A 20,045-nucleotide genomic window follows, 5' to 3' on the forward strand; every position below is an offset into this window, starting at 1 on the left:
ATATATTTACTCTCATGACTTATTGCGTTGCTATTTGCCTTCAAGAAGGATTAGTATTTTTATCGGATACACGAACAAATGCAGGAGTTGATGATATTGGCACTTTTCGCAAGATGACCATTTATCAGAAGTCAAATGCTCGCATGTTTACTTTACTTAGTGCTGGAAACTTAGCTATTTCTCAATCTGTTCGCGAAATTCTGACTCAAGGTGTCCTATTTGATGGTATCAATCTATGGAATGCTGATACTTCTTACGATGCAGCTATCGTTGTGGGAATGGCCATACGTAAAGTAAAAGAACGTGATGAAAAATCATTGCTAAGTGCGGGAATTGACTTTAACTGTAGTTTTATTTTTGGCGGGCAAGTTGGTGAGGAAAAACCACGTTTGTTTAATATTTATTCCGCAGGTAATTTTGTTGAATCAACTTTGGAAACCCCTTATTTCCAAATTGGTGAAGCAAAGTACGGCAAGCCAATCCTTGATCGTGTGATTAAATATGAAACCCCGCTCGATTTAGCAACCAAAGCAGCTCTTATCTCAATGGATTCAACTTTAAAAAGTAATATTTCAGTTGGTTTACCTTTAGACCTTTTTGTATACCCTACCCATTCATTTTCAAAAGAAAAGGCAATCACCATCGATGAAAATAATCCCTATTTTTCAATGATTAGAGATTTGTGGGGGCAAAAATTAACAGAAATCGTAACTTCTATTCAAGAACCTAATTGGGAAAATAATCAAGATTTGTTATCGATTCTCACACTGCCTAAAAAATTAGGCCCAATTCCCGTGATTGAGAATTAAGCCTATTTTTAATTTTATTTTGATTTAGGATTTAGCTAAATCTTCCCAGGTTTTAATCACAGTATCTGGATTTAAAGAGATAGAGGTAATTCCTTTGGTAGTTAACCATCTTGCAAAATCAGGATGATCAGAAGGTCCTTGACCACAAATACCGATATATTTACCTTTGGCTAAGCATGCTTGTATTGCTTTTTCAATCAAGTAAAGAATCGCTGGATCTCTTTCATCAAAATCAATGGCCAGCAATTCCATACCGGAGTCTCTATCTAAGCCTAATGTTAACTGTGTTAAGTCGTTCGAGCCAATAGAAAACCCATCAAAAAACTCTAGGAATTCATCAGCCAATATCGCATTCGAAGGAATTTCACACATCATGACAATTCGTAAATCATCTTGACCACGTTTTAAGCCATTGGACGCTAACAAGTCAATCACTTTTTCTGCTTGTTTGACAGTTCTTACAAACGGAATCATGATTTCAACATTACTTAAACCCATATCATTTCGGACACGTTTAATCGCAGTGCATTCCATTTCAAATGCTTTTGCAAAGTCAGCCGATAAATACCGCGAGGCCCCTCTAAAACCTAACATAGGATTTTCTTCATCCGGTTCATAGCGAGATCCGCCAATGAGTTTTTTATATTCATTGGATTTAAAATCAGATAAGCGCACAATAACTGGCTTAGGATAGAAGGCTGCCGCAATCGTAGCAATACCTTCGGCTAACTTATCAACATAAAAGGCTTGTGGGCTAGCATGTCCGCGAGCAATACTCTCAACCGCTATTTTTAAATCAGAGTCCACATTCGGGTATTGCAATATGGCACTTGGATGAACACCTATATTATTGTTAATAATAAACTCAAGCCTTGCAAGACCGACCCCTTGGTTCGGAGTTTGGCAAAAGTTAAAGGCTAATTGTGGGTTACCGACGTTCATCATGATTTTGACTGGAATATCAGGTAATAGTCCACGATGCACTTCACTCACTTCTGTTTCTATCAAACCGTCATAAATTTTTCCTTCATCACCCTCTGCACAGGAAACAGTAACCATTGCACCATCTTTTAATACATCAGTAGCATCACCACAACCCACGACAGCAGGTACTCCTAACTCACGGGCAATGATGGCAGCATGACATGTTCTACCGCCACGATTTGTAACAATGGCCGAGGCGCGTTTCATGACGGGCTCCCAATTAGGATCTGTCATATCAGCAACCAATACATCACCCGGTTGGACGCGATCCATTTCCGAGGGGTCATGAATGATGCGCACTGGTCCTGCTCCTATTTTTTGTCCTATCGCACGTCCATGGGTAAGAACGGTGGAGTTGCCTTTGAGTTGATACTTTAATTCTGCTTGATTACAGGCTTGACTTCGAACGGTCTCAGGTCTGGCTTGGAGGATATAAATTTTTTCATCTACACCATCTTTACCCCATTCAATATCCATAGGTCTTTGATAGTGTTCTTCAATAATTAATGCGTATTGAGCGAGCTCAATGACATCAGCATCATTTAAAGAATACCGATTGCGTGCTTCCAAAGGAACGTCAACTGTTTTAACTCGCCCCTCTTCACCACTATCAGTAAAGCGCATTTGTATTAATTTAGATCCTAATGTGCGTCGAATAATCGGATATTTGCCATTTCGTAAAGAGGGCTTAAAAACATAAAACTCATCTGGATTAACTGCCCCTTGCACTACAGTTTCACCAAGTCCATAACTAGACGTAATAAAAACTGCGTCTTTAAAGCCAGACTCGGTGTCTAAAGTAAACATGACTCCGGATGATGCTTTGTCAGAACGAACCATGCGTTGCACTCCTGCAGAGAGTGCGACCTCAGCATGTAAAAATCCTTTGTGAACCCGATAGGAAATCGCACGATCGTTATAGAGTGATGCAAATACCTCTTTAATCCTTAATAAAACATCTTCTATGCCGACAACATTTAAATAACTTTCCTGCTGTCCCGCAAAGGATGCGTCTGGTAAATCCTCGGCTGTTGCAGAGGATCTTACAGCAAATGAACCGCGACCATCTGCATCTAGTTGTGCAAAAGCGGTGCGTACTTCTTGTTCTAAGCGTTCTTGAAGTGGCACTTCAATAATCCAACGACGAATATCCTGCCCGGCAAGAGCTAAGGCTTTTACGTCATCAATGTTGAGCTCAGATAATCGATCGATAATACGTTGGGTCAATTGATGGTAGTTCAAAAAGTCACGAAAAGCAAGTGCGGTCGTCGCAAAGCCAGTCGGTACACGAACTCCTTTAGAATGAAGTTGTGAAATCATTTCTCCTAAAGAGGAGTTTTTGCCGCCAACGATTTCAACGTCGGCCATGCGCAACTCTTCAAATGGAATGACATAAGCATTTTGGTGGGACACTGTAGACATAGATACTCTCTAAAAATTGAAAATCTGTACTTATTAATGAACTAATTTTATCAGCCAAACTTTATATGACGAATAAACCACGCACCGTATTTATTGTTTCAGATGGAACAGGCATTACCGCTGAAACCTTTAGTCACTCTATTTTGGCTCAATTTGAAACTGAATTTAAGCAAATTCGTATCCCTTTTGTAAATACTATTGAAAAAGCTCGTCAAGCCTTGGTTGAGATTAATAGTAACTCCCTGAAAAATGGAGTAAAACCCATTGTTTTCAGTACCTTAGTCAATACTGAGATCAATGCTCTCATTCAAACATCGCATGCAATGGTTTTAGATATGTTTCATACTTTTGTTGCGCCTCTTGAAATAGAGCTTGAATTGAAATCAACCCATGCAATGGGACGTTTTCACCAGAATATTGAGACTGAGAGTTATAAAAACCGTATTGAGGCGATTAATTTTTCACTTGCACACGATGATGGTCAGTCACATAAAAACTTGGAAGAAGCCGATGTTATATTAGTTGGGGTTTCACGCAGTGGTAAAACACCCACATGCCTCTACCTTGCCATGCAATATGGTATTAAATCTGCAAATTACCCATTGATACCAGATGATTTTGAAAGAGGTCAACTACCCTCAGAGTTGAATAAATATTATTCCAAGCTATTCGGTCTCACCATTGAAGCACAAAGATTGTCGCAAATTCGAAATGAAAGAAGGCCTGGTAGTAAATACGCCTCTCTTGAAAATTGTCGATACGAAATTAATGAAGCTCAAGCAATGATGGGGCGGTATAACATCCCTTGGTTGTCATCTACCCATAAATCAATCGAGGAAATTGCTACGACTATCTTGCAACTCATTAAATCAGATTCTACCGCTTACTAGTTGGCACTGTGACGGATTCGCCTTGCTTCAAATAAGCAAATTGCGGCAGCAGCAGACACATTTAAAGACTCAACACCTAATTCTTGTGGAATAAAAATCCTTGTACTGTGGTCCAAAATGATTGGATTAACCCCCTGCCCTTCATTACCAAAAACAAAAGTGTGAGGTGCCAGTAAATCATTTCCTAATTGGTATAAATCTTTCGCTGAATTATCTAATGCTGTAGCATAAATCTGTTGAGATGTTTGTTGAATCAACGTTTGTACTTCAACCATTTCTAAAATTTCAAGATATATATGTGCGCCCATTGCTGCTCGCAATACTTTATTCGACCAAATATTAGCTGTTCCAACTGTACATAAAATACGCTTATATCCAGCAGCAAGTGATGTTCGCAAGATAGTTCCCACATTTCCACTATCTTGAATCGCATCCAAGACAATTGTATCGATTGGATCATCCAGTCGAATCACGCTCTTTGGAATATCAATCAAGGCAATCAAACATGGGCCATTAACAACTCCACTCAGAGAAGACTTCATCTGATCTTCAATCATAATCAGATCTGGGAATTCCAAATCATGATCTTGACATTGTTCAATCAGATAATGCAAGGTTGCTGATATCTCTGGATGGTGAATATCTTCGATGGAGGTAATGACGGTTTTAATTTCTTTGAGCCGTATAGAGCGTATCCATGCGTCTACTAAATGAATTCCTTCAAGACAAGCCTGGCCAGATTCTTTGCGTAATTTAGTAGACTTTGAGCCCCCCTCAAGGTGTGTTTTAAATTGTTTCACTACCTCGTTTTGAGGGGATTGTATAAGCCTAAAATAGGATGCAATATCAATCATGTTGATCCCTTGAGATTAATTTTTTGATCGGCCCAAAAGTTAAACGATATCCAGGAATAACTCCTAGCTCTGCTATTTTTTTTAAATGCTGAGCTGTTGGATAACCCATATGTTGATCAAATCCATAATCAGGGTACTGCCGATGCAATGCCATCATTTCTTGATCTCGAGTTACCTTAGCAAGTATAGATGCAGCAGAGATGCAGGGCTGCATCGCATCACCCTTCACTATTGTTTGCGTTTGGATATGTATCTCTGGAGCACGATTACCGTCTATTAAAAGTAATGTTGGTGTAATTTGATATTGCAGAATCAGATGCTCTACAGCTCGTTTCATCGCTAACATCGTAGCCTGAAGGATATTGAGTTGATCAATTTCTGCAGGGCTTGCCTGTCCGACACCCCAAGCTAAAGCATGATTTACGATTTCTTGATACAAGAATTCTCTTTTTTGTGACGAGAGTTTTTTAGAATCTTTTAATCCATCAATCGGACGAGCAGGATTTAAAATCACTGCACCAGCTAAAACATTACCAACCAAGGGGCCCCTGCCGGCTTCATCAACTCCACAGATCAGTTCCATAGGAATATTTAATGTGATTTAGTATGTATCGTTTGTGCAATTGCATGGGCAACTAATTCTTCAGTGGGTTGTTTGAGAAGAATATGTAACTCCTCAAAAATAGAAACCAATGAAGCTACTTGATTTGGGCGATCTAACCACTCTAAAGTACCTCTTGCCAATACATCAGGTTTTGCTTCTTCTTGCAATAACTCAGGCACAACAAAACTTTGACAAAGAATATTGGGTAACCCAACATAAGGTAAATACCCTTGGCGCTTCATAATTTGAGCAGTTAACCACGGTACAGAATAAGAAATAACCATGGGCTTTTTCCACAATGCCGCTTCTAAAGTGGCTGTTCCACTAGCGATGAGAACGGAGTCAGCTGCTTCGAGAATAAGACTTGAGTTTTCGGTGACTAATTCAATTTGAATATCAGGATTTTTCTTTACTGCATCTTGTTTTAGTAACTCTAGGGCGGGACGTAATTTAGGTGTTGCTACAGGCGTTAGAAATCTTATTTTATTTCCATGCGTCTTATGCATAATAAGCATCGCTTCAAAAAAGCCTTTTGCAATGTACTCTATTTCTGATTCTCGACTTCCGGGCATAACAGCAATAATGGTTTCATTCGAGGCTATAGATCCATAACTTAAAAGTCCGAGATTCGATAATTGATCTTTTGCTTTCTGAGGGCTTGGTTGCATCGGAATCTGATTGGCTAAAGGATGTCCTACATAAGTTGCTTGCATGCCAACATCATGATAAATTTTAGGTTCAAATGGAAATATGCAAAGCATATGATCTACGGCCTTTTTAATGCCATTGATACGGTGATATCGCCAAGCCCATATGGATGGGCTGATGTAATGAACTGTTGGGATGTTCATTTGACGACATTTTTTTTCAATGGCCAAATTAAAATCTGGTGCGTCAATGCCAATATAAACATCAGGTCTCTCGTCTCGAATGCGTTGAGTGAGTTCTCGCCTAATTTTTAGAATCTTGGATAAGTTACTTAGAACCTCAACATACCCTCGCACACTTAAGGTGTCCATTGGCCAGGAAGACTCAAAACCATAAGCCTGCATTTTAGGACCACCTATCCCAAAAAAGCGACTACTTGATAATTCTGGATGTTGTTGTATACCATGTAAAAGCTGACCCGCAAGCATATCACCCGAGGGCTCACCTGCCACACAGGTAATCAAATATGTCATAAATTAACGGATGATTCCGCGCGTTGATGCACGAATAAATTTTAAAAATTCATTAATTTTTTCAACGCCTTCTGGTAATAAAGATGTTCCTTCAAAACCAGAATCAATCATCTCTTGAATGGCTAATTTAGCCTCTTCAAAAGTTAACCCATCTTTGTATAAAAGACGATAAGCATGGCGTAATGCCGTGATAGTTTCAGGTGCAAAACCTCGACGCTTAAGACCCTCAGCATTTAAACCATGAGGCTGTGCTTTATCCCCAGCAGCAATCACAAAGGGTGGAATATCCTGCACAAGAGCAGAAGCTCCTCCCAACATGGAGTGTTGGCCAATACGAACAAATTGATGGACGCCAGACATGCCTCCTAAAATAGCCCAATCTTCAACTATTACATGGCCAGCAATTTGGGCGTTACTTGAAAAAATCGTATGGTTTCCGACAACACAGTCATGGGCAATGTGAACATAAGCCATGATCCAATTATCATTTCCAATACTGGTGACACCCTTGTCTTGAATCGTGCCAGTATGAATCGTCGTGAATTCACGAATAGTATTTCTATCCCCAATGATTAATTGCGTCGGCTCTCCACGATATTTCATATCTTGAGGAACTCCACCTAGGGAAGAAAAATGACTTATAACATTGTCTTTACCAATGTGCGTATGACCTTCAATTACCGTATGTGAGCCAATGGATGTCCCTTCACCAATCTGTACATGAGGGCCAATAATTGCATAAGGTCCAATAATCGCTTGAGGATGAATGACCGCTTGAGGATCAATCACCGCGGTAGGATGAATCAACGACATGTTAATCTTCCCTTTTTCTTAAAGCGCATAACAAATCAGCCTGGCAAACAATATCCTCACCAACCATGGCAAAGGCTTTAAATTTCCAGATACCACTTTTATATCGCTCAACCTCAGCATTGAGAATTAATTGATCACCAGGTAAAACCGGTTTTTTAAATCGCGCATTATCAATACCAGCAAAGAAATATAAAGAATCATCATCTTTTTCTTCTGAGAAGGCTAATAAAGCGGACGCTTGGGCAAGTGATTCAAGGATCAAAACACCTGGCATTACAGGGTAGTCCGGAAAATGCCCTTGAAAAAATGGCTCATTCACAGTAACATTTTTAAGAGCCTTGATTCGAACTCTAGGATCAAGCTCTAATACTCGATCAACCAAAAGAATCGGATAACGATGGGGTAAGAGCTTTAATATTTTATTGATATCTAAATTGACTTCATTAACCATTTTTTTCTTTCTACTTCACTTTTTTTGTTAAATCTTTAATTTGTTGACGTAATTTATCAATTCCACGAATGATTGCAGCATTTTTTTCCCATTGAGAGTGAGATGTAAAAGGAAACACACTCGTGTAATGACCACCTGGTTCTTTAATTGATTTGGTAATAGAAGTTCCCCCAGAAACGGTTGTTCGATCTGCAATTTTCAAATGCCCGGAAAAATTAGCGTACCCACCGATGACGCATAAAGTTCCAACCTCTGTACTTCCAGCAATGCCTGAGCAACCCGCCATGACTGTATGAGCGCCCACTTTTACATTATGCCCAATTTGAACTTGATTATCGAATTTGCAACCATCTCCAATAATGGTATCTGCCATAGCACCACGATCTACCGTCATCGATGCACCACATTCAACATCGTTACCAATAATCACTCTTCCAGTCTGAGGAATTTTGACCCATTCTCCCCCCTGAGCTGAAAAATCAGGAGCAAAACCAAAGCCATCTGAACCGATGACAACACCGCCGTGAAGAATACATCGTTTACCAATTTGACAATGATCATAAATGACCGTCATAGGATGTATCGTGGTCTCTGAACCGATCTGGACATTTACACCTAGTTTGACATGTGAAACTAAATGAACCTTTTCGCCCAGTATCACTCCAGAACCAATGGAACAAAATGGTCCAATAGTACATGATTGAGGAATAACGGCAGATGGATGAACATCAGCCATTGGATGGATACCTGAGGGTATTGGGCTAAGATTTAACTTTTCAAAAAATTGTCCGATTCTAGCAAATAAAGCGTAAGGATTTGGGGAGATAAGATAGGATTTAGTATGCTCAGAGGCTTCTTTTACAAAGGTGTAGTCACTCTGATTGAGTATTAAAACTCCAGCTTGACTAAGAAGAGCCTGTTGACGATAAATAGGATTGACTAAGAAAGAGATCTGTTGATGATGAGCAATGTCTAGGGGAGCTAAACCCATTAACGATAAACTAGAATCGCCATCAAGATCTACGCCAAAATGATTTGCAAGATCACCTAGGGTAATGGGTTTATGCATCCTCGTTCACTTCCACATAACCTGCGGAATTATTTAGAGTTAAGAGCTGCAATGACTTCGTTGGTAATATCAACTCTTGGGCTTACAAAGGCTGCTTCCTGAACAACTAAGTCTAACTTTTTCTGTTCAACAATAGTTTTTAATACTTGATTGGCTTTTTCAAAAATCTTGGCACGCTCTTCAGCACCTCTTCGTTGAGTATCTTCAATCAATTCACGTTGTTTACGTTGAATTTCACGATCGTTATCAGCTAACTCGCGTTGTTTACGAATTCGTTCTGCTTCAGGCATTACTGCCGCATCTTTATCAAGTTGAGCCGCCTGAGTTTTTATTTTAGCAATAGCATCTCGAACTTCTTTTTCACGGTTTCCAAACTCGCCCTGCATTTTAGCTTGAGCATCTTTAGCCATTTTTGACTCGCTCAAAATGCGCTCTAAACTGACAAATGCGATTTTAGTTCCTGCCTCTTGAGCATGAACAGACTGTATAAAGAATGCTAAACCAATCAAACCAAACATTGACAGGTAGTAACGGATTTTTAACTGCTTCATGCCATTTTCCTTAAAATATTAAAAAGTTGTTCCAATTTGAAATTGGAAGTTTTGAATTTTATCTAAACTAGTTGTATTAAGCGGAATACCATAACTGAATTTTAATGGACCTAATGGAGAAATCCAAGTAATACCAGCTCCATATGAATATCTCAAGTCGCCCATATTAGGTGCTCCATCATACACATTACCAGCATCGAAAAACACAAAAAAGCGTAAGGTTTTATCTGTTCCAGACCCAGGGACGGGGAAAGCGTATTCTGCATTAAATACTGCTTTCGAAGAACCGCCCGTTGGTTGATAAATACCTAAAGTTGGATTATAAACTTGAGGGCCTAAAGATCCCGGTGTATAACCTCGAACAGATCCAATACCACCAATATAGTAATTTTTCGTAATTGGGAAAGGTTTATCTCCATAAGCCATCCCATATCCAAGTTGTCCACTCAGTGCAATCACATTCGTTTTTGTCAGAGGATAAAAGTATTGATGCTGATAGAACAAGCGATAGTATTGCATTTGATCAATCGGCATCGATACTTCAGCATTTGCCACTTGATAATTACCACTACTAGGGAGAAGTGCACTATCCCGTCCGTCTTTTGACCAACCTACAGACAATGGAATATTCCAAGAACTTCCAGAATAGTACCCATTACGAGGGTCATTGGAAGTACCATCAACTAATGAAGGATCATATCCAGATATGCTTGCGGCATATTGCTGATAGGTTAAAGGTGAGTTTTGGGTAGTATTGAGCTCTAATCTCTCAAATGCACCGCCAACAAAATACCGCCCTTTTTCTGAATAAGGAATACCAAAACGTAAAGAGGTACCAGTATTAATGATGGTGTAATCCGAGTCACCTAAGTAATATAGTGGACGTGAAGTTCTGTAGTAGACATCGGTATATCGGCTAATACCATCTTCGGTAAAGTAAGGGTCAAATTGAGATAAAACTAAGGTTCGGTTAACTTGACTGGTATTGATGTTGAATCCAACACTGGTTCCTGTACCAAAAGCATTTTCTTGGTTAATACCTGCGGAAAGAACAACTCCCTCAGAGGAGGAGTATCCAGCACCTAAACTGAGAGAGCCTGAGGGTTTTTCAGCTACTTTTACATTTAAATCAACTTGATCATTCGATCCGGGGATTTCCTGAGTACCAACATCAACCTCAGTAAAGTAACCTAATCGATTGATTCTGTCTTTGGATAATTTGATCTTTTCACCATCATACCAAGAGCTTTCTAACTGGCGCATCTCGCGACGAATGACTGTATCTCTTGTTTTAGCATTCCCAGAAATACTGATATTCCTGACATAAGCTCTTTTTCCTGGGTCAACAACCAGTAACATATCTACTAGTTTTTCTTCTTTGCGTAAATCTGGTTGAGGTGTGATGGTTGCAAATGCATACCCATAAGTACTCAATGAATCTGCAATTGCTTTAGTACCTAGATTTAACTTTGCCGATGAAAAAATTTCGCCGGGCTTTAGAGGAATCAAAGCTTTGAACTCATCTTCCTTTCCAAACATCTCCCCACCCAACTTAATATCTTTTACTTTGTACTGATCACCCTCAAAGATATTGATGGTGACATACATTCCCTTTTTATCAGGCGAAATAGATATTTGGGTAGAGTCAATACGAAACTCTAGATAACCTTGATTTAAATAGAAAGAACGTATGTTTTCAAGGTCAGCAGATAGTTTTTGCTTCGAATAACGGTTGTTTTTTGAATACCAAGAAAACCAACCTCCGATAGAAAGTTGCATTTGGCTTTTAAGCTCTTTTTCACTAAATGCTTTATTGCCGATAATGTTGATTTCAGAAATAGTGGATACAATTCCTTCTTCAATATTAAAGTACACAGATACTTGATTTCTTTCACCCGGAGTAACTGTAGTAACAATTTCAGCGTCATAGAAACCCTTACTTACATACTGGCGCTTGATTTCTTGTTCAGCTTTGTCAACAAGTGCCTTATCAAAGTATCTTGCATCTGCTAGTCCAATCGCTCTTAAGGCTTTTAAAATAGCCTCTTTCTCAAATTCTTTCATACCAGTAAAGTCAACTTTAGAAATAGTTGGTCGTTCTTCCACGAGAACAATCAACACATTATTTTCGACTTTAACTTGAACATCTTTAAAAAAACCGGTATTAAATAGGCTTCGAATCGCATCAGCACCCATGGAGTCATCAAATGTCTCCCCAACTTTAACGGGCAAATAACTAAATACAGTTCCAGGCTCAACACGTTGAAGACCTTCAACGCGGATATCTTTCACAACAAAAGGCTCAGCCGCAAGGCTCAGCTCACTATGTATCATGGTTCCTAGACTAAATGCTAGAGCAATCGCGAGATGTAATTTATTTTTCTTAATATTCAACTAAAAGGCTCTTAAATTCAATGTAATTATTGTCAGATTAATGCATAAAATCCAATAGATTAGATTCTACACTCCATTATCCATGAAAAAGCCGTGATAAATCATTAAAAACAGCAATTCCTGTAAGGATAAGTATTCCAAGAACGCCTAGTTTGGAGGTAAACTCCCTCACTTCTGTCGATACGGCCTTTCCACGTAGTAATTCAAAAAAATCAAAAACTAGTTGGCCGCCATCTAGCATTGGTAAAGGTAATAAATTCATAAGCCCTAAACTAATACTGATGAGTACTAAAAATCCAATATATGCGGTAAAGCCGGAATTGGCTGACTGACCAGCCATACCAGCTATTCCAATAGGACCACTGATCTGGTTAAGGGATGCCTTGCCAGTAACTAGAGACCAAATGCTCAAAGCCGAAACAGTAGTGATATCTTGAACTCTTTCAAATGAACGAGAGATGGATTCTGTGATTCCAAGCTCTAAACGAAAAGTAGGTAAGGGATTATCCTTGCTCAATATCAAGCCTAGTTGAGAAAACATATCATTTTTGAGGTGAAGTGATTGTATTTCATCATGTGTAAAGGCGACTCTAGTATCACCACTCCCTTCATGAGCCACTTGTAATACAAACCCCTGTTCACCCATCATTGTTCGTAAAAGTTTCCAGCGTAAACGATTCCAACTATCGATTGGGGTAAATTCAACACTCAGATCAACACCATCAGAGTCCTTTGGTAGGAAGGCAAATCCCCTAACCTCATCACCATCAACTAATCCTGCTTTAGCTGCAATAGAATTTACCGGAGGCTCATCTAAAATTGCTTTTACCTGCAATGGACCACTTAAATACAAAATGAATAAAAAGATAAAGGCAAGTAGAAAATTTGCAAAAGGACCTGCCGCAACAACACTTGATCGCTTCCATAAAGCTTGTTGATCAAATGCGTGAGCAATTTGCTCTGCATTTAAGTTGCTATGCGTTCTAGTATCAATCATCTTGACATACCCACCTAAAGGAATGGCGGATAAAACAAACTCTGTCCCTAAGGGTTTGCTTGGTTTTTTTCTCAGTAATACTGGTCCAAATCCGATGGAAAATCGTTCTACAGCGATACCACACCACTTTGCCACGATGTAGTGTCCAAACTCATGAAATCCTACGAGGATAACAATTGCAACTAAAAAAGAAATTAAGGTCATTGCAGGGCCTCCAAAATATATTGTTTTGTTTTATCTCTAGCAAGTTGATCGACTGATAAAACTAACTCTAATGATGTAGCCGGTTCAGATGGAATATTTTCTAATACTTGAGAAACGACTTGAACTATTTGAGGATAGGTAATCTGACGATTAAGAAAACTTTCTACCGCAACTTCATTGGCAGCATTCATGATAGCTGGGGCGGTTCCTCTTAATCTTGCTGCTTCACGGGCTAGTGTTATGGCAGGAAATCGTTGGACATCTGCAGGCATAAAATTAAGTTGGCCAAGTTGCATCATATCTAACGGCTTAACGCCAGATGCTATTCTTTGCGGCCAACCCAAACCAAATGCGATTGGCGTTCGCATATCCGGCTCTCCTAGCTGCGCAAGTAGTGATCCATCAACATACCTTACTAAGGAGTGAATCACGCTTTGTGGATGTATCACAATCTGAATTTTCTCTTGAGGCATTTGGAAAAGCCACATCGCTTCAATCAACTCAAGGCCTTTATTCATCATCGTCGATGAATCAACTGATATCTTTCTCCCCATCACCCAATTAGGATGCGCACATGCTTCTTCAGGAGTGACGTGCATTAATGTTTCGATCGGACGATGTAAAAACGGCCCCCCTGAAGCAGTCAGAAGGAGCTCGTCAATTTCTAAGGGGTTACTATCTTTCGAGTGGGGTAAACACTGGTAGATGGCATTATGTTCACTATCTATCGGTAATAATTCAGCACCACTTTGAGCAACCACATCCATCAAAATTTGACCTGACATTACTAAGGCTTCTTTGTTGGCAAGCAAAATTCTTTTCCCAGCTTTAGCGGCTTCGATCGTCGGCAATAAACCAGCTGCGCCAACGATAGCTGACATGACAGTATCAACTTGATGTTGCATCACAGCTTCAATCAAACCCTCTGGTCCAAATAAGACTTGAGTTGAAGAATGAGGTAAAAGTGATTTCAGCTGTTTGGCTAATTCAGCATTCGCGACAACAGCAATTTCAGGTTGAAACTGAATACATTGTTTTGCTAATTTTTCAATTTGAGTATTAGCGGTTAAAGTTTTTACTTGGAATAAATCTGGATGGCGTGCAACTACGTCTAGGGTATTTTCACCGATTGATCCAGTAGAACCCAATATACATAAGCCTCTCATGATATTCCTTGAATGCATATTGCAGCAATTGGTAAGACTGGCAATAGCGCGTCAAGACGATCCATAACCCCGCCATGACCTGGCAATAGACCACTACTATCTTTCATGCCGGAGATTCTTTTGAGCTGGGATTCAAACAAATCACCGACAACACTCATACCAGCTAAAAATATACATAAGGGTATTAAAACTATCCAACTAGATTGTTGCCCAATAACATTAAAAAAGTTCATGGAGGAAATATTAAGTGAAAAGAAGATGCATCCCAATATGCAAACAGCCAGCATTCCTCCAATTACTCCTTCAATAGATTTTCCAGGACTTAATTGAGGAGCTAATTTATTTTTACCTATTTGTTTTCCTACGAAATAAGCACCAATGTCAGCTGTCCAAACAATCATGAGTACAGAAAGCAAAACCCATAATCCTTTGTCTTTTAAAAGCATAAATGCATACCAATCACTCAAAAATATAATCACTCCTGCAATTGCAAGTAACGGTGTATTGGTTTTGATCGAAAATTGTAATTTTTTACTTAAGATGAAAGGCACAACGATCAACCAAAAAATCATACTCACCCATAAAATACCCAGCATCAAATAACTGAATAAGGTAATAACATTTTGATTATTACCTTCAATACAGTAAATCAGAAGAACCAATAAGGCTTGAATCATTACACTGTAAAAAATAGGTAATCGTGATTTCACACCCCAGATGAATCTTCCCCACTCCCAAGAAGCCAAAGAAATGATGATAGACACTACTAGTGAAAGAATAATAGTTGGGCTAAACAAGAGAATAGGAATAAATACGGATAATAAAACGACAGCCGTAATAACGCGCGTTTTAAGCATTTTTAGAGATGGTTTTTTCTAATATCTGTAAACCTGTTTGCCCAAATCGACGTTCACGCTTTCTGAACCAATGGAGACTATCTTCAAAAGCTTTTGCATCAAAGTCTGGCCAAAATATATCTGTGAAATACATTTCTGTATATGCTAACTGCCATAAAAGAAAATTACTGATGCGCTGTTCTCCACCAGTTCGGATAAATAAGTCAGGTTCTGGTGCATATGCCATGGCAAGATAAGGATGAAGCCATGATTCATTAATCAGTGCAGGATCGATATTTGGATTTTGCGCAAGGGCTTTTCGAGTTGCATTCAAAATGTCCCAGCGGCCACCGTAGTTGGCTGCAATCGTTAAAACTAAACCGGTATTATTCTCCGTTAAACGCTCAGCAATTTCGACCCGTTTTTGTATGTTTTCTGGAAAGCCACTCATATCCCCAATCAACCTTAGACGAATGTTATTCGTGTGGAGTCGGGCAACTTCCTTATCTAATGCTTTAAAAAATAGATTCATTAAGAAATTAACTTCATCTTTTGGACGACGCCAATTCTCTGAACTAAATGCAAATAATGTTAAAAATTCAACACCATGTAAAGTACATTGCTCAACAATATTCCGTACGGTCTCTAGCCCTTTTGAATGTCCTGCAACTCGGGGTAAAAACCGTTGGTTAGCCCAACGACCATTGCCATCCATAATGATTGCAATATGTCGGGGAATTACACTGGTTTTAGGTACTTCTATCGTTGAACTATTAATAATGGACTCCATGTGAGTAAATATATCAATGACTAAACAGTCATAATTTCTTTTTCTTTTTCTTGCACAATCTTATCGATTTCTGTAACAAAACGATCAGTACGTTTTTGCACATCATCTTGTGAACGGCGCTCATCATCCTCTGAAATTAACTTATCCTTGGTTAATTTTTTGAGAGATTCATTCGCATCGCGCCTTAAATTACGGATGGCAATCTTTGCATCTTCACCTTCTGATTTGACGACTTTAACTAAGTCGCGACGACGCTCTTCAGTCAATGCAGGCATTGGAATCCGAATAACATTACCCTGCGTCGCTGGATTGAGGCCTAAATCAGAATCACGTATGGCTTTTTCCACAACGGCAATCATATTTTTTTCCCATGGAGTCGCAGTAAGTGTTCTGGCATCCGCTAAACCTAAAGCAGCAACTTGAGAAATGGGAGTTGGATTTCCGTAATAGTCGACTTGAATATGCTCCAATAAGCCCGTACTGGCTCTTCCTGTACGAATTTTCGCTAAAGCATTTTTTAAAGCCTCTATGGACTTATTCATTCTTTGATCCACACTGGATATAACTTCATTTGCTGACATAACAGTTCCTTAATTACACATGTACCAAAGTGCCTTCTTGTTCTCCATTGACTACTCGGAGTAAAGAGCCTGGTTTAAATATTGAAAATACTTTAATCGGTAATTGACGATCGCGACATAATGCAAAGGCAGTCGCATCCATGACTTGCAGGTTTTTACTAATCGCTTCATCAAAACTAATAGATTCATACCGTGTGGCGTTGGCATCTTTATTTGGATCACTCGAGTAAATACCGTCGACTTTAGTAGCCTTCAAAACAATATCTACGCCCATTTCAGCTCCACGCAGAGCCGCTGCAGTATCTGTTGTAAAAAATGGATTTCCAGTACCTGCAGCAAAAATAACCACCTTACCTTCACTCATGTGACGAATTGCTCTTGGTCGAATATAGGGCTCGACCACTTGATCCATTCTTAAAGCAGACTGAACTCGAGCTTCAACTCCTTTTTGACGTAAAGCATCTTGCAGTGCTAAAGAATTCATCATCGTGGCAAGCATTCCCATATAGTCCGCTGTCGCTCTGTCCATTCCAGCGGCACCACCTGCAACACCTCTAAAAATATTACCACCACCAATAACAATAGCTAGCTTGATACCCTGATGAACTACCTTAGCTACTTCAGTCACCATCTGATCAATTGTCGCCGGATTGATTCCGTAGGAATCGTTACCCATTAAAGCCTCACCAGATAACTTAAGAAGTACACTCTTATAGGCAGGCATATGGATTCTTTCTATTTACGATATTAAATCTATTATAAAGGGCTAAAAAAGAGGCGCCTAAAAAGCGCCTTTTTTTAATAAAAACAAACTCTTAGGCGCTACCTTTTGCCGCAGCAACCTGCGCTGCAACTTCTGCCGCAAAATCGTCTTGACGCTTTTCAATTCCTTCACCAACAATGTACATCGTGAAAGATTGAATACTTGTATTATTTTCTTTCAGCATTTGCTCAACTGTCTGCTTATCATTTTTTACAAATGACTGATTTAAAAGAGAAACTTCTTTTAAATACTTTTGGATTGAACCTTCAACCATTTTGGCAACGATTTCTGGCGGTTTTCCTGATTCTGCAGCTTTTTGCTCAGCAACGCTCTTTTCAGCAGCAATTTTTTCTGCAGGTACATCTGCTGTAGATAGAGAAACTGGTTTCATTGCCGCGATATGCATCGCCACATCTTTAGCAGCCGTCTCATTTCCAGAAAACTCCACCATGACACCAATACGAGTTCCATGTAAATATGAAACGAGTGAAGTTCCTTGATGGAATACTTTGAAACGACGAATTGAAATGTTTTCACCAATACGACCAATCAACTCAGTACGAACTTGCTCAACTGTCTTTCCATCTAATGCCAATGCAGACAATGCTGCAACATCATCATTTGCGATGTGATGTTGAACAGCCAACTTGGCACAATCTTGCGTAAACTTTAAGAAATCGTCATTTTTGGAAACAAAATCTGTTTCACAATTAATTTCGATCAATGTTCCTTGATTACCATCAATAAAGGATGCAATTACGCCCTCAGCAGTAACGCGAGATGCCGCTTTACTAGCTTTACTACCTAATTTAACGCGCAAAAGCTCTTCGGCACGGACCATATCTCCTTGTGCTTCAGTTAACGCTTTTTTACATTCCATCATGGGAGCATCGGTCTTGGCCCGAAGCTCTCCTACCATTCCAGCAGTTATTGCTACCATTAACCTTCCCGCCCTTCTTCGACTTGACTATCTTCAGTTGTTTCTTTGATTGACTCTAATACTTGGTTGACTGCATTTGCCTTGCCTTCTAAGATAGCATCTGCCATTCCACGTACATAAAGAGTAACCGCTTTACTTGAGTCATCATTTCCAGGAATGATGAAATCAACACCCTCTGGTGAGTGATTAGTATCTACTACTGCTATGACAGGAATACCAAGTTTTTTGGCTTCTGTTAGAGCAATCTTATGATACCCAACGTCTATGACAAAAATCGCTTCAGGAATACCGCCCATATCCTGAATACCACCTAAAGATTTTTGTAATTTATCTATTTCACGCTCATTCATCAAAGCTTCTTTTTTGGATAAACGCTCCCACTCGCCATTTTCCTGAGCTGCAGTCATTTCTTTCAAACGCTTGATTGAGCCTTTAACTGTTTTAAAGTTGGTTAATGTACCGCCCAACCATCTAGCATCAACATAGGGCATGCCAGCACGAGCAGCTTCTTCAGCAATAATTTCTTTGGATTGACGTTTTGTACCAACAAACAAAATAGTGCCGCGATTAGAAGCAATATTTTTGGCAAACTTAATCGCCTCTTCGTACATCGGAAGAGTCTTCTCTAAGTTAATAATATGAATTTTATTGCGATGACCGTAAATAAATGGGGCCATCTTAGGGGACCAGAATCTGGTTTGGTGGCCAAAATGGCAACCAGCTTCGAGCATTTGACGCATTGTCACTGACATAATTTCTCCTTAGGGTTTAAACTAAAGTCAAATCCTGATTACGCTCAATAGCGGCACCCCGGATGGTTTGACTCGTGATTCTTTGTGAATGAATAAGATTATTCAACCCAACAAAGTTTCCACATTATAGACTACTTTGAGTCATAATTCCACTATGAAATCAATTTTTAAAGAAGAATCAGATCTGAATGGCATGCGTCATGCTGGGAAACTTGCCAGTGAGGTGTTGGATTTTATTACTCCTCAGATTCAAGAAGGCGTCAGTACGGAAACGATTGACCGCTTATGCCATGAATATATGCGAGATGTGCAACACACCATCCCTGCACCTCTGAATTACCAACCTCCAGGTTATCCTCCTTTTCCAAAGTCTATTTGCACGTCCGTTAATGATGTGATTTGTCACGGTATACCAGGGGAAAGAATCTTAAAATCTGGTGATATTGTCAATCTGGACATTACAGTTATTACGCCAGAAGGTTATTACGGCGATACCAGTCGCATGTTCTTAGTAGGTGACGCGTCGATAATGGCTAACCGCTTATGTCAAATCACCTTTGAATGCATGTGGTTAGGTATTGCACAAGTCAAGCCAGGAACTCGCTTAGGAGATATTGGCTATGTGATTCAAACACATGCTGAAAAAGCTGGTTACTCTGTTGTCCGGGAGTATTGTGGTCATGGTATTGGTAAGGTTTTTCACCAAGATCCCCAAATCTTGCATTATGGAAAACCTGGAACTGGCGATTCCTTAGTGGAAGGAATGACGTTCACGATTGAACCAATGATCAATGCCGGTCGTCGTGAAATTCGGACAATGCCTGATTTGTGGACTGTAAAAACAAAAGATCGTAGTTTATCTGCGCAATGGGAACATACTGTTCTTGTGACTGCCTCTGGGGTAGAAGTTTTAACGGTATCAGAACACTCTCCTATTCCACCAGAAATTGTCAGGCCATTGTTTGGCAATACCTTCCCGCCAAGATCATAAGCC

At 39.5% G+C, this 20,045-nt stretch carries 20 protein-coding genes; 3 read left to right on the plus strand and 17 right to left on the minus strand.

Annotated features, from left to right (window positions below; translation table 11 throughout):
• Positions 1 to 14: 14 nt before the first annotated feature.
• On the plus strand, positions 15 to 809 hold the full coding sequence (locus tag QMN06_RS06320; protein WP_281969291.1) for a peptidase: 795 nt from the start codon (positions 15 to 17) through the stop codon (positions 807 to 809).
• Between the two features lie 24 nt (positions 810 to 833).
• On the opposite strand, the gene ppsA is transcribed toward QMN06_RS06320, so the two are convergent.
• Positions 834 to 3,215: a phosphoenolpyruvate synthase gene (gene ppsA, locus QMN06_RS06325; RefSeq protein ID WP_281969292.1), complete on the minus strand. Its 2,382-nt coding sequence runs from the start codon at positions 3,213 to 3,215 to the stop codon at positions 834 to 836.
• Positions 3,216 to 3,280: 65 nt separating this feature from the next.
• On the opposite strand from ppsA, the gene QMN06_RS06330 reads away from it, so the two are divergent.
• Positions 3,281 to 4,105 carry a pyruvate, water dikinase regulatory protein gene (locus QMN06_RS06330; protein ID WP_281969293.1) on the plus strand — a complete coding sequence of 275 codons (825 nt, stop codon included), beginning with the start codon at positions 3,281 to 3,283 and terminating at the stop codon, positions 4,103 to 4,105.
• Here QMN06_RS06330 and QMN06_RS06335 read toward each other — a convergent pair.
• The 16 genes from QMN06_RS06335 to rpsB form a co-directional block, all read right to left on the minus strand.
• Positions 4,102 to 4,959, minus strand: coding sequence for an RNA methyltransferase (locus tag QMN06_RS06335; RefSeq protein ID WP_281969294.1), 858 nt, complete (start codon positions 4,957 to 4,959; stop codon positions 4,102 to 4,104). The genes QMN06_RS06330 and QMN06_RS06335 overlap by 4 nt on opposite strands.
• Positions 4,952 to 5,542 carry a ribonuclease HII gene (gene rnhB / locus QMN06_RS06340; RefSeq protein WP_281969295.1) on the minus strand — a complete coding sequence of 197 codons (591 nt, stop codon included), beginning with the start codon at positions 5,540 to 5,542 and terminating at the stop codon, positions 4,952 to 4,954. Before rnhB ends, QMN06_RS06335 begins: the two co-directional genes overlap by 8 nt.
• 8 nt (positions 5,543 to 5,550) lie before the next feature.
• On the minus strand, positions 5,551 to 6,744 hold the full coding sequence (gene lpxB, locus QMN06_RS06345; protein ID WP_281969296.1) for a lipid-A-disaccharide synthase: 1,194 nt from the start codon (positions 6,742 to 6,744) through the stop codon (positions 5,551 to 5,553).
• 3 nt (positions 6,745 to 6,747) lie between these two features.
• Positions 6,748 to 7,557, minus strand: a complete 810-nt coding sequence (gene lpxA, locus QMN06_RS06350) for an acyl-ACP--UDP-N-acetylglucosamine O-acyltransferase (RefSeq protein ID WP_281969297.1) — start codon at positions 7,555 to 7,557, stop codon at positions 6,748 to 6,750.
• A gap of 1 nt (position 7,558) precedes the next feature.
• Positions 7,559 to 8,008 carry a 3-hydroxyacyl-ACP dehydratase FabZ gene (fabZ, locus tag QMN06_RS06355; protein WP_281969298.1) on the minus strand — a complete coding sequence of 150 codons (450 nt, stop codon included), beginning with the start codon at positions 8,006 to 8,008 and terminating at the stop codon, positions 7,559 to 7,561.
• 10 nt (positions 8,009 to 8,018) lie between these two features.
• Positions 8,019 to 9,077: a UDP-3-O-(3-hydroxymyristoyl)glucosamine N-acyltransferase gene (gene lpxD, locus QMN06_RS06360; RefSeq protein WP_281969299.1), complete on the minus strand. Its 1,059-nt coding sequence runs from the start codon at positions 9,075 to 9,077 to the stop codon at positions 8,019 to 8,021.
• A 29-nt stretch (positions 9,078 to 9,106) separates the two neighbouring features.
• A complete protein-coding gene (locus QMN06_RS06365) occupies positions 9,107 to 9,628 on the minus strand; it encodes an OmpH family outer membrane protein (protein WP_281969300.1) in 522 nt (173 codons plus the stop codon).
• A gap of 18 nt (positions 9,629 to 9,646) precedes the next feature.
• Positions 9,647 to 11,962: an outer membrane protein assembly factor BamA gene (gene bamA, locus QMN06_RS06370; RefSeq protein ID WP_281971736.1), complete on the minus strand. Its 2,316-nt coding sequence runs from the start codon at positions 11,960 to 11,962 to the stop codon at positions 9,647 to 9,649.
• Between the two features lie 136 nt (positions 11,963 to 12,098).
• The gene (locus QMN06_RS06375; RefSeq protein ID WP_281969301.1) at positions 12,099 to 13,223 is read right to left on the minus strand and encodes a site-2 protease family protein; all 1,125 of its coding nucleotides are present in this window, start codon (positions 13,221 to 13,223) and stop codon (positions 12,099 to 12,101) included.
• Positions 13,220 to 14,389: a 1-deoxy-D-xylulose-5-phosphate reductoisomerase gene (gene ispC, locus QMN06_RS06380; RefSeq protein ID WP_281969302.1), complete on the minus strand. Its 1,170-nt coding sequence runs from the start codon at positions 14,387 to 14,389 to the stop codon at positions 13,220 to 13,222. Before ispC ends, QMN06_RS06375 begins: the two co-directional genes overlap by 4 nt.
• Complete coding sequence (locus tag QMN06_RS06385; protein ID WP_281969303.1) at positions 14,386 to 15,246, minus strand: phosphatidate cytidylyltransferase; 861 nt, start codon at positions 15,244 to 15,246, stop codon at positions 14,386 to 14,388. Before QMN06_RS06385 ends, ispC begins: the two co-directional genes overlap by 4 nt.
• On the minus strand, positions 15,239 to 16,015 hold the full coding sequence (locus QMN06_RS06390) for an isoprenyl transferase (RefSeq protein WP_281969304.1): 777 nt from the start codon (positions 16,013 to 16,015) through the stop codon (positions 15,239 to 15,241). Before QMN06_RS06390 ends, QMN06_RS06385 begins: the two co-directional genes overlap by 8 nt.
• Positions 16,016 to 16,035: 20 nt before the next feature.
• Entirely contained in the window at positions 16,036 to 16,596 is a 561-nt protein-coding gene (gene frr, locus QMN06_RS06395; RefSeq protein ID WP_281969305.1) for a ribosome recycling factor, read from the minus strand.
• A 13-nt stretch (positions 16,597 to 16,609) separates the two neighbouring features.
• On the minus strand, positions 16,610 to 17,320 hold the full coding sequence (gene pyrH, locus QMN06_RS06400; protein ID WP_281969306.1) for a UMP kinase: 711 nt from the start codon (positions 17,318 to 17,320) through the stop codon (positions 16,610 to 16,612).
• Between the two features lie 91 nt (positions 17,321 to 17,411).
• Positions 17,412 to 18,299: a translation elongation factor Ts gene (gene tsf / locus QMN06_RS06405; RefSeq protein ID WP_281969307.1), complete on the minus strand. Its 888-nt coding sequence runs from the start codon at positions 18,297 to 18,299 to the stop codon at positions 17,412 to 17,414.
• Positions 18,299 to 19,051, minus strand: a complete 753-nt coding sequence (gene rpsB / locus QMN06_RS06410) for a 30S ribosomal protein S2 (protein WP_281969308.1) — start codon at positions 19,049 to 19,051, stop codon at positions 18,299 to 18,301. Before rpsB ends, tsf begins: the two co-directional genes overlap by 1 nt.
• Positions 19,052 to 19,205: 154 nt before the next feature.
• Between rpsB and map the strand changes: the two genes are divergently transcribed.
• Positions 19,206 to 20,042 (plus strand): type I methionyl aminopeptidase, encoded by an 837-nt coding sequence (map, locus tag QMN06_RS06415; protein WP_281969309.1) that lies wholly within the window; start codon positions 19,206 to 19,208, stop codon positions 20,040 to 20,042.
• The last annotated feature ends 3 nt before the right edge of the window (positions 20,043 to 20,045 follow it).

The sequence above is a fragment of the Polynucleobacter sp. SHI8 genome, assembly GCF_027944005.1.
In the GTDB taxonomy this organism is placed as follows: Bacteria; Pseudomonadota; Gammaproteobacteria; order Burkholderiales; family Burkholderiaceae; genus Polynucleobacter.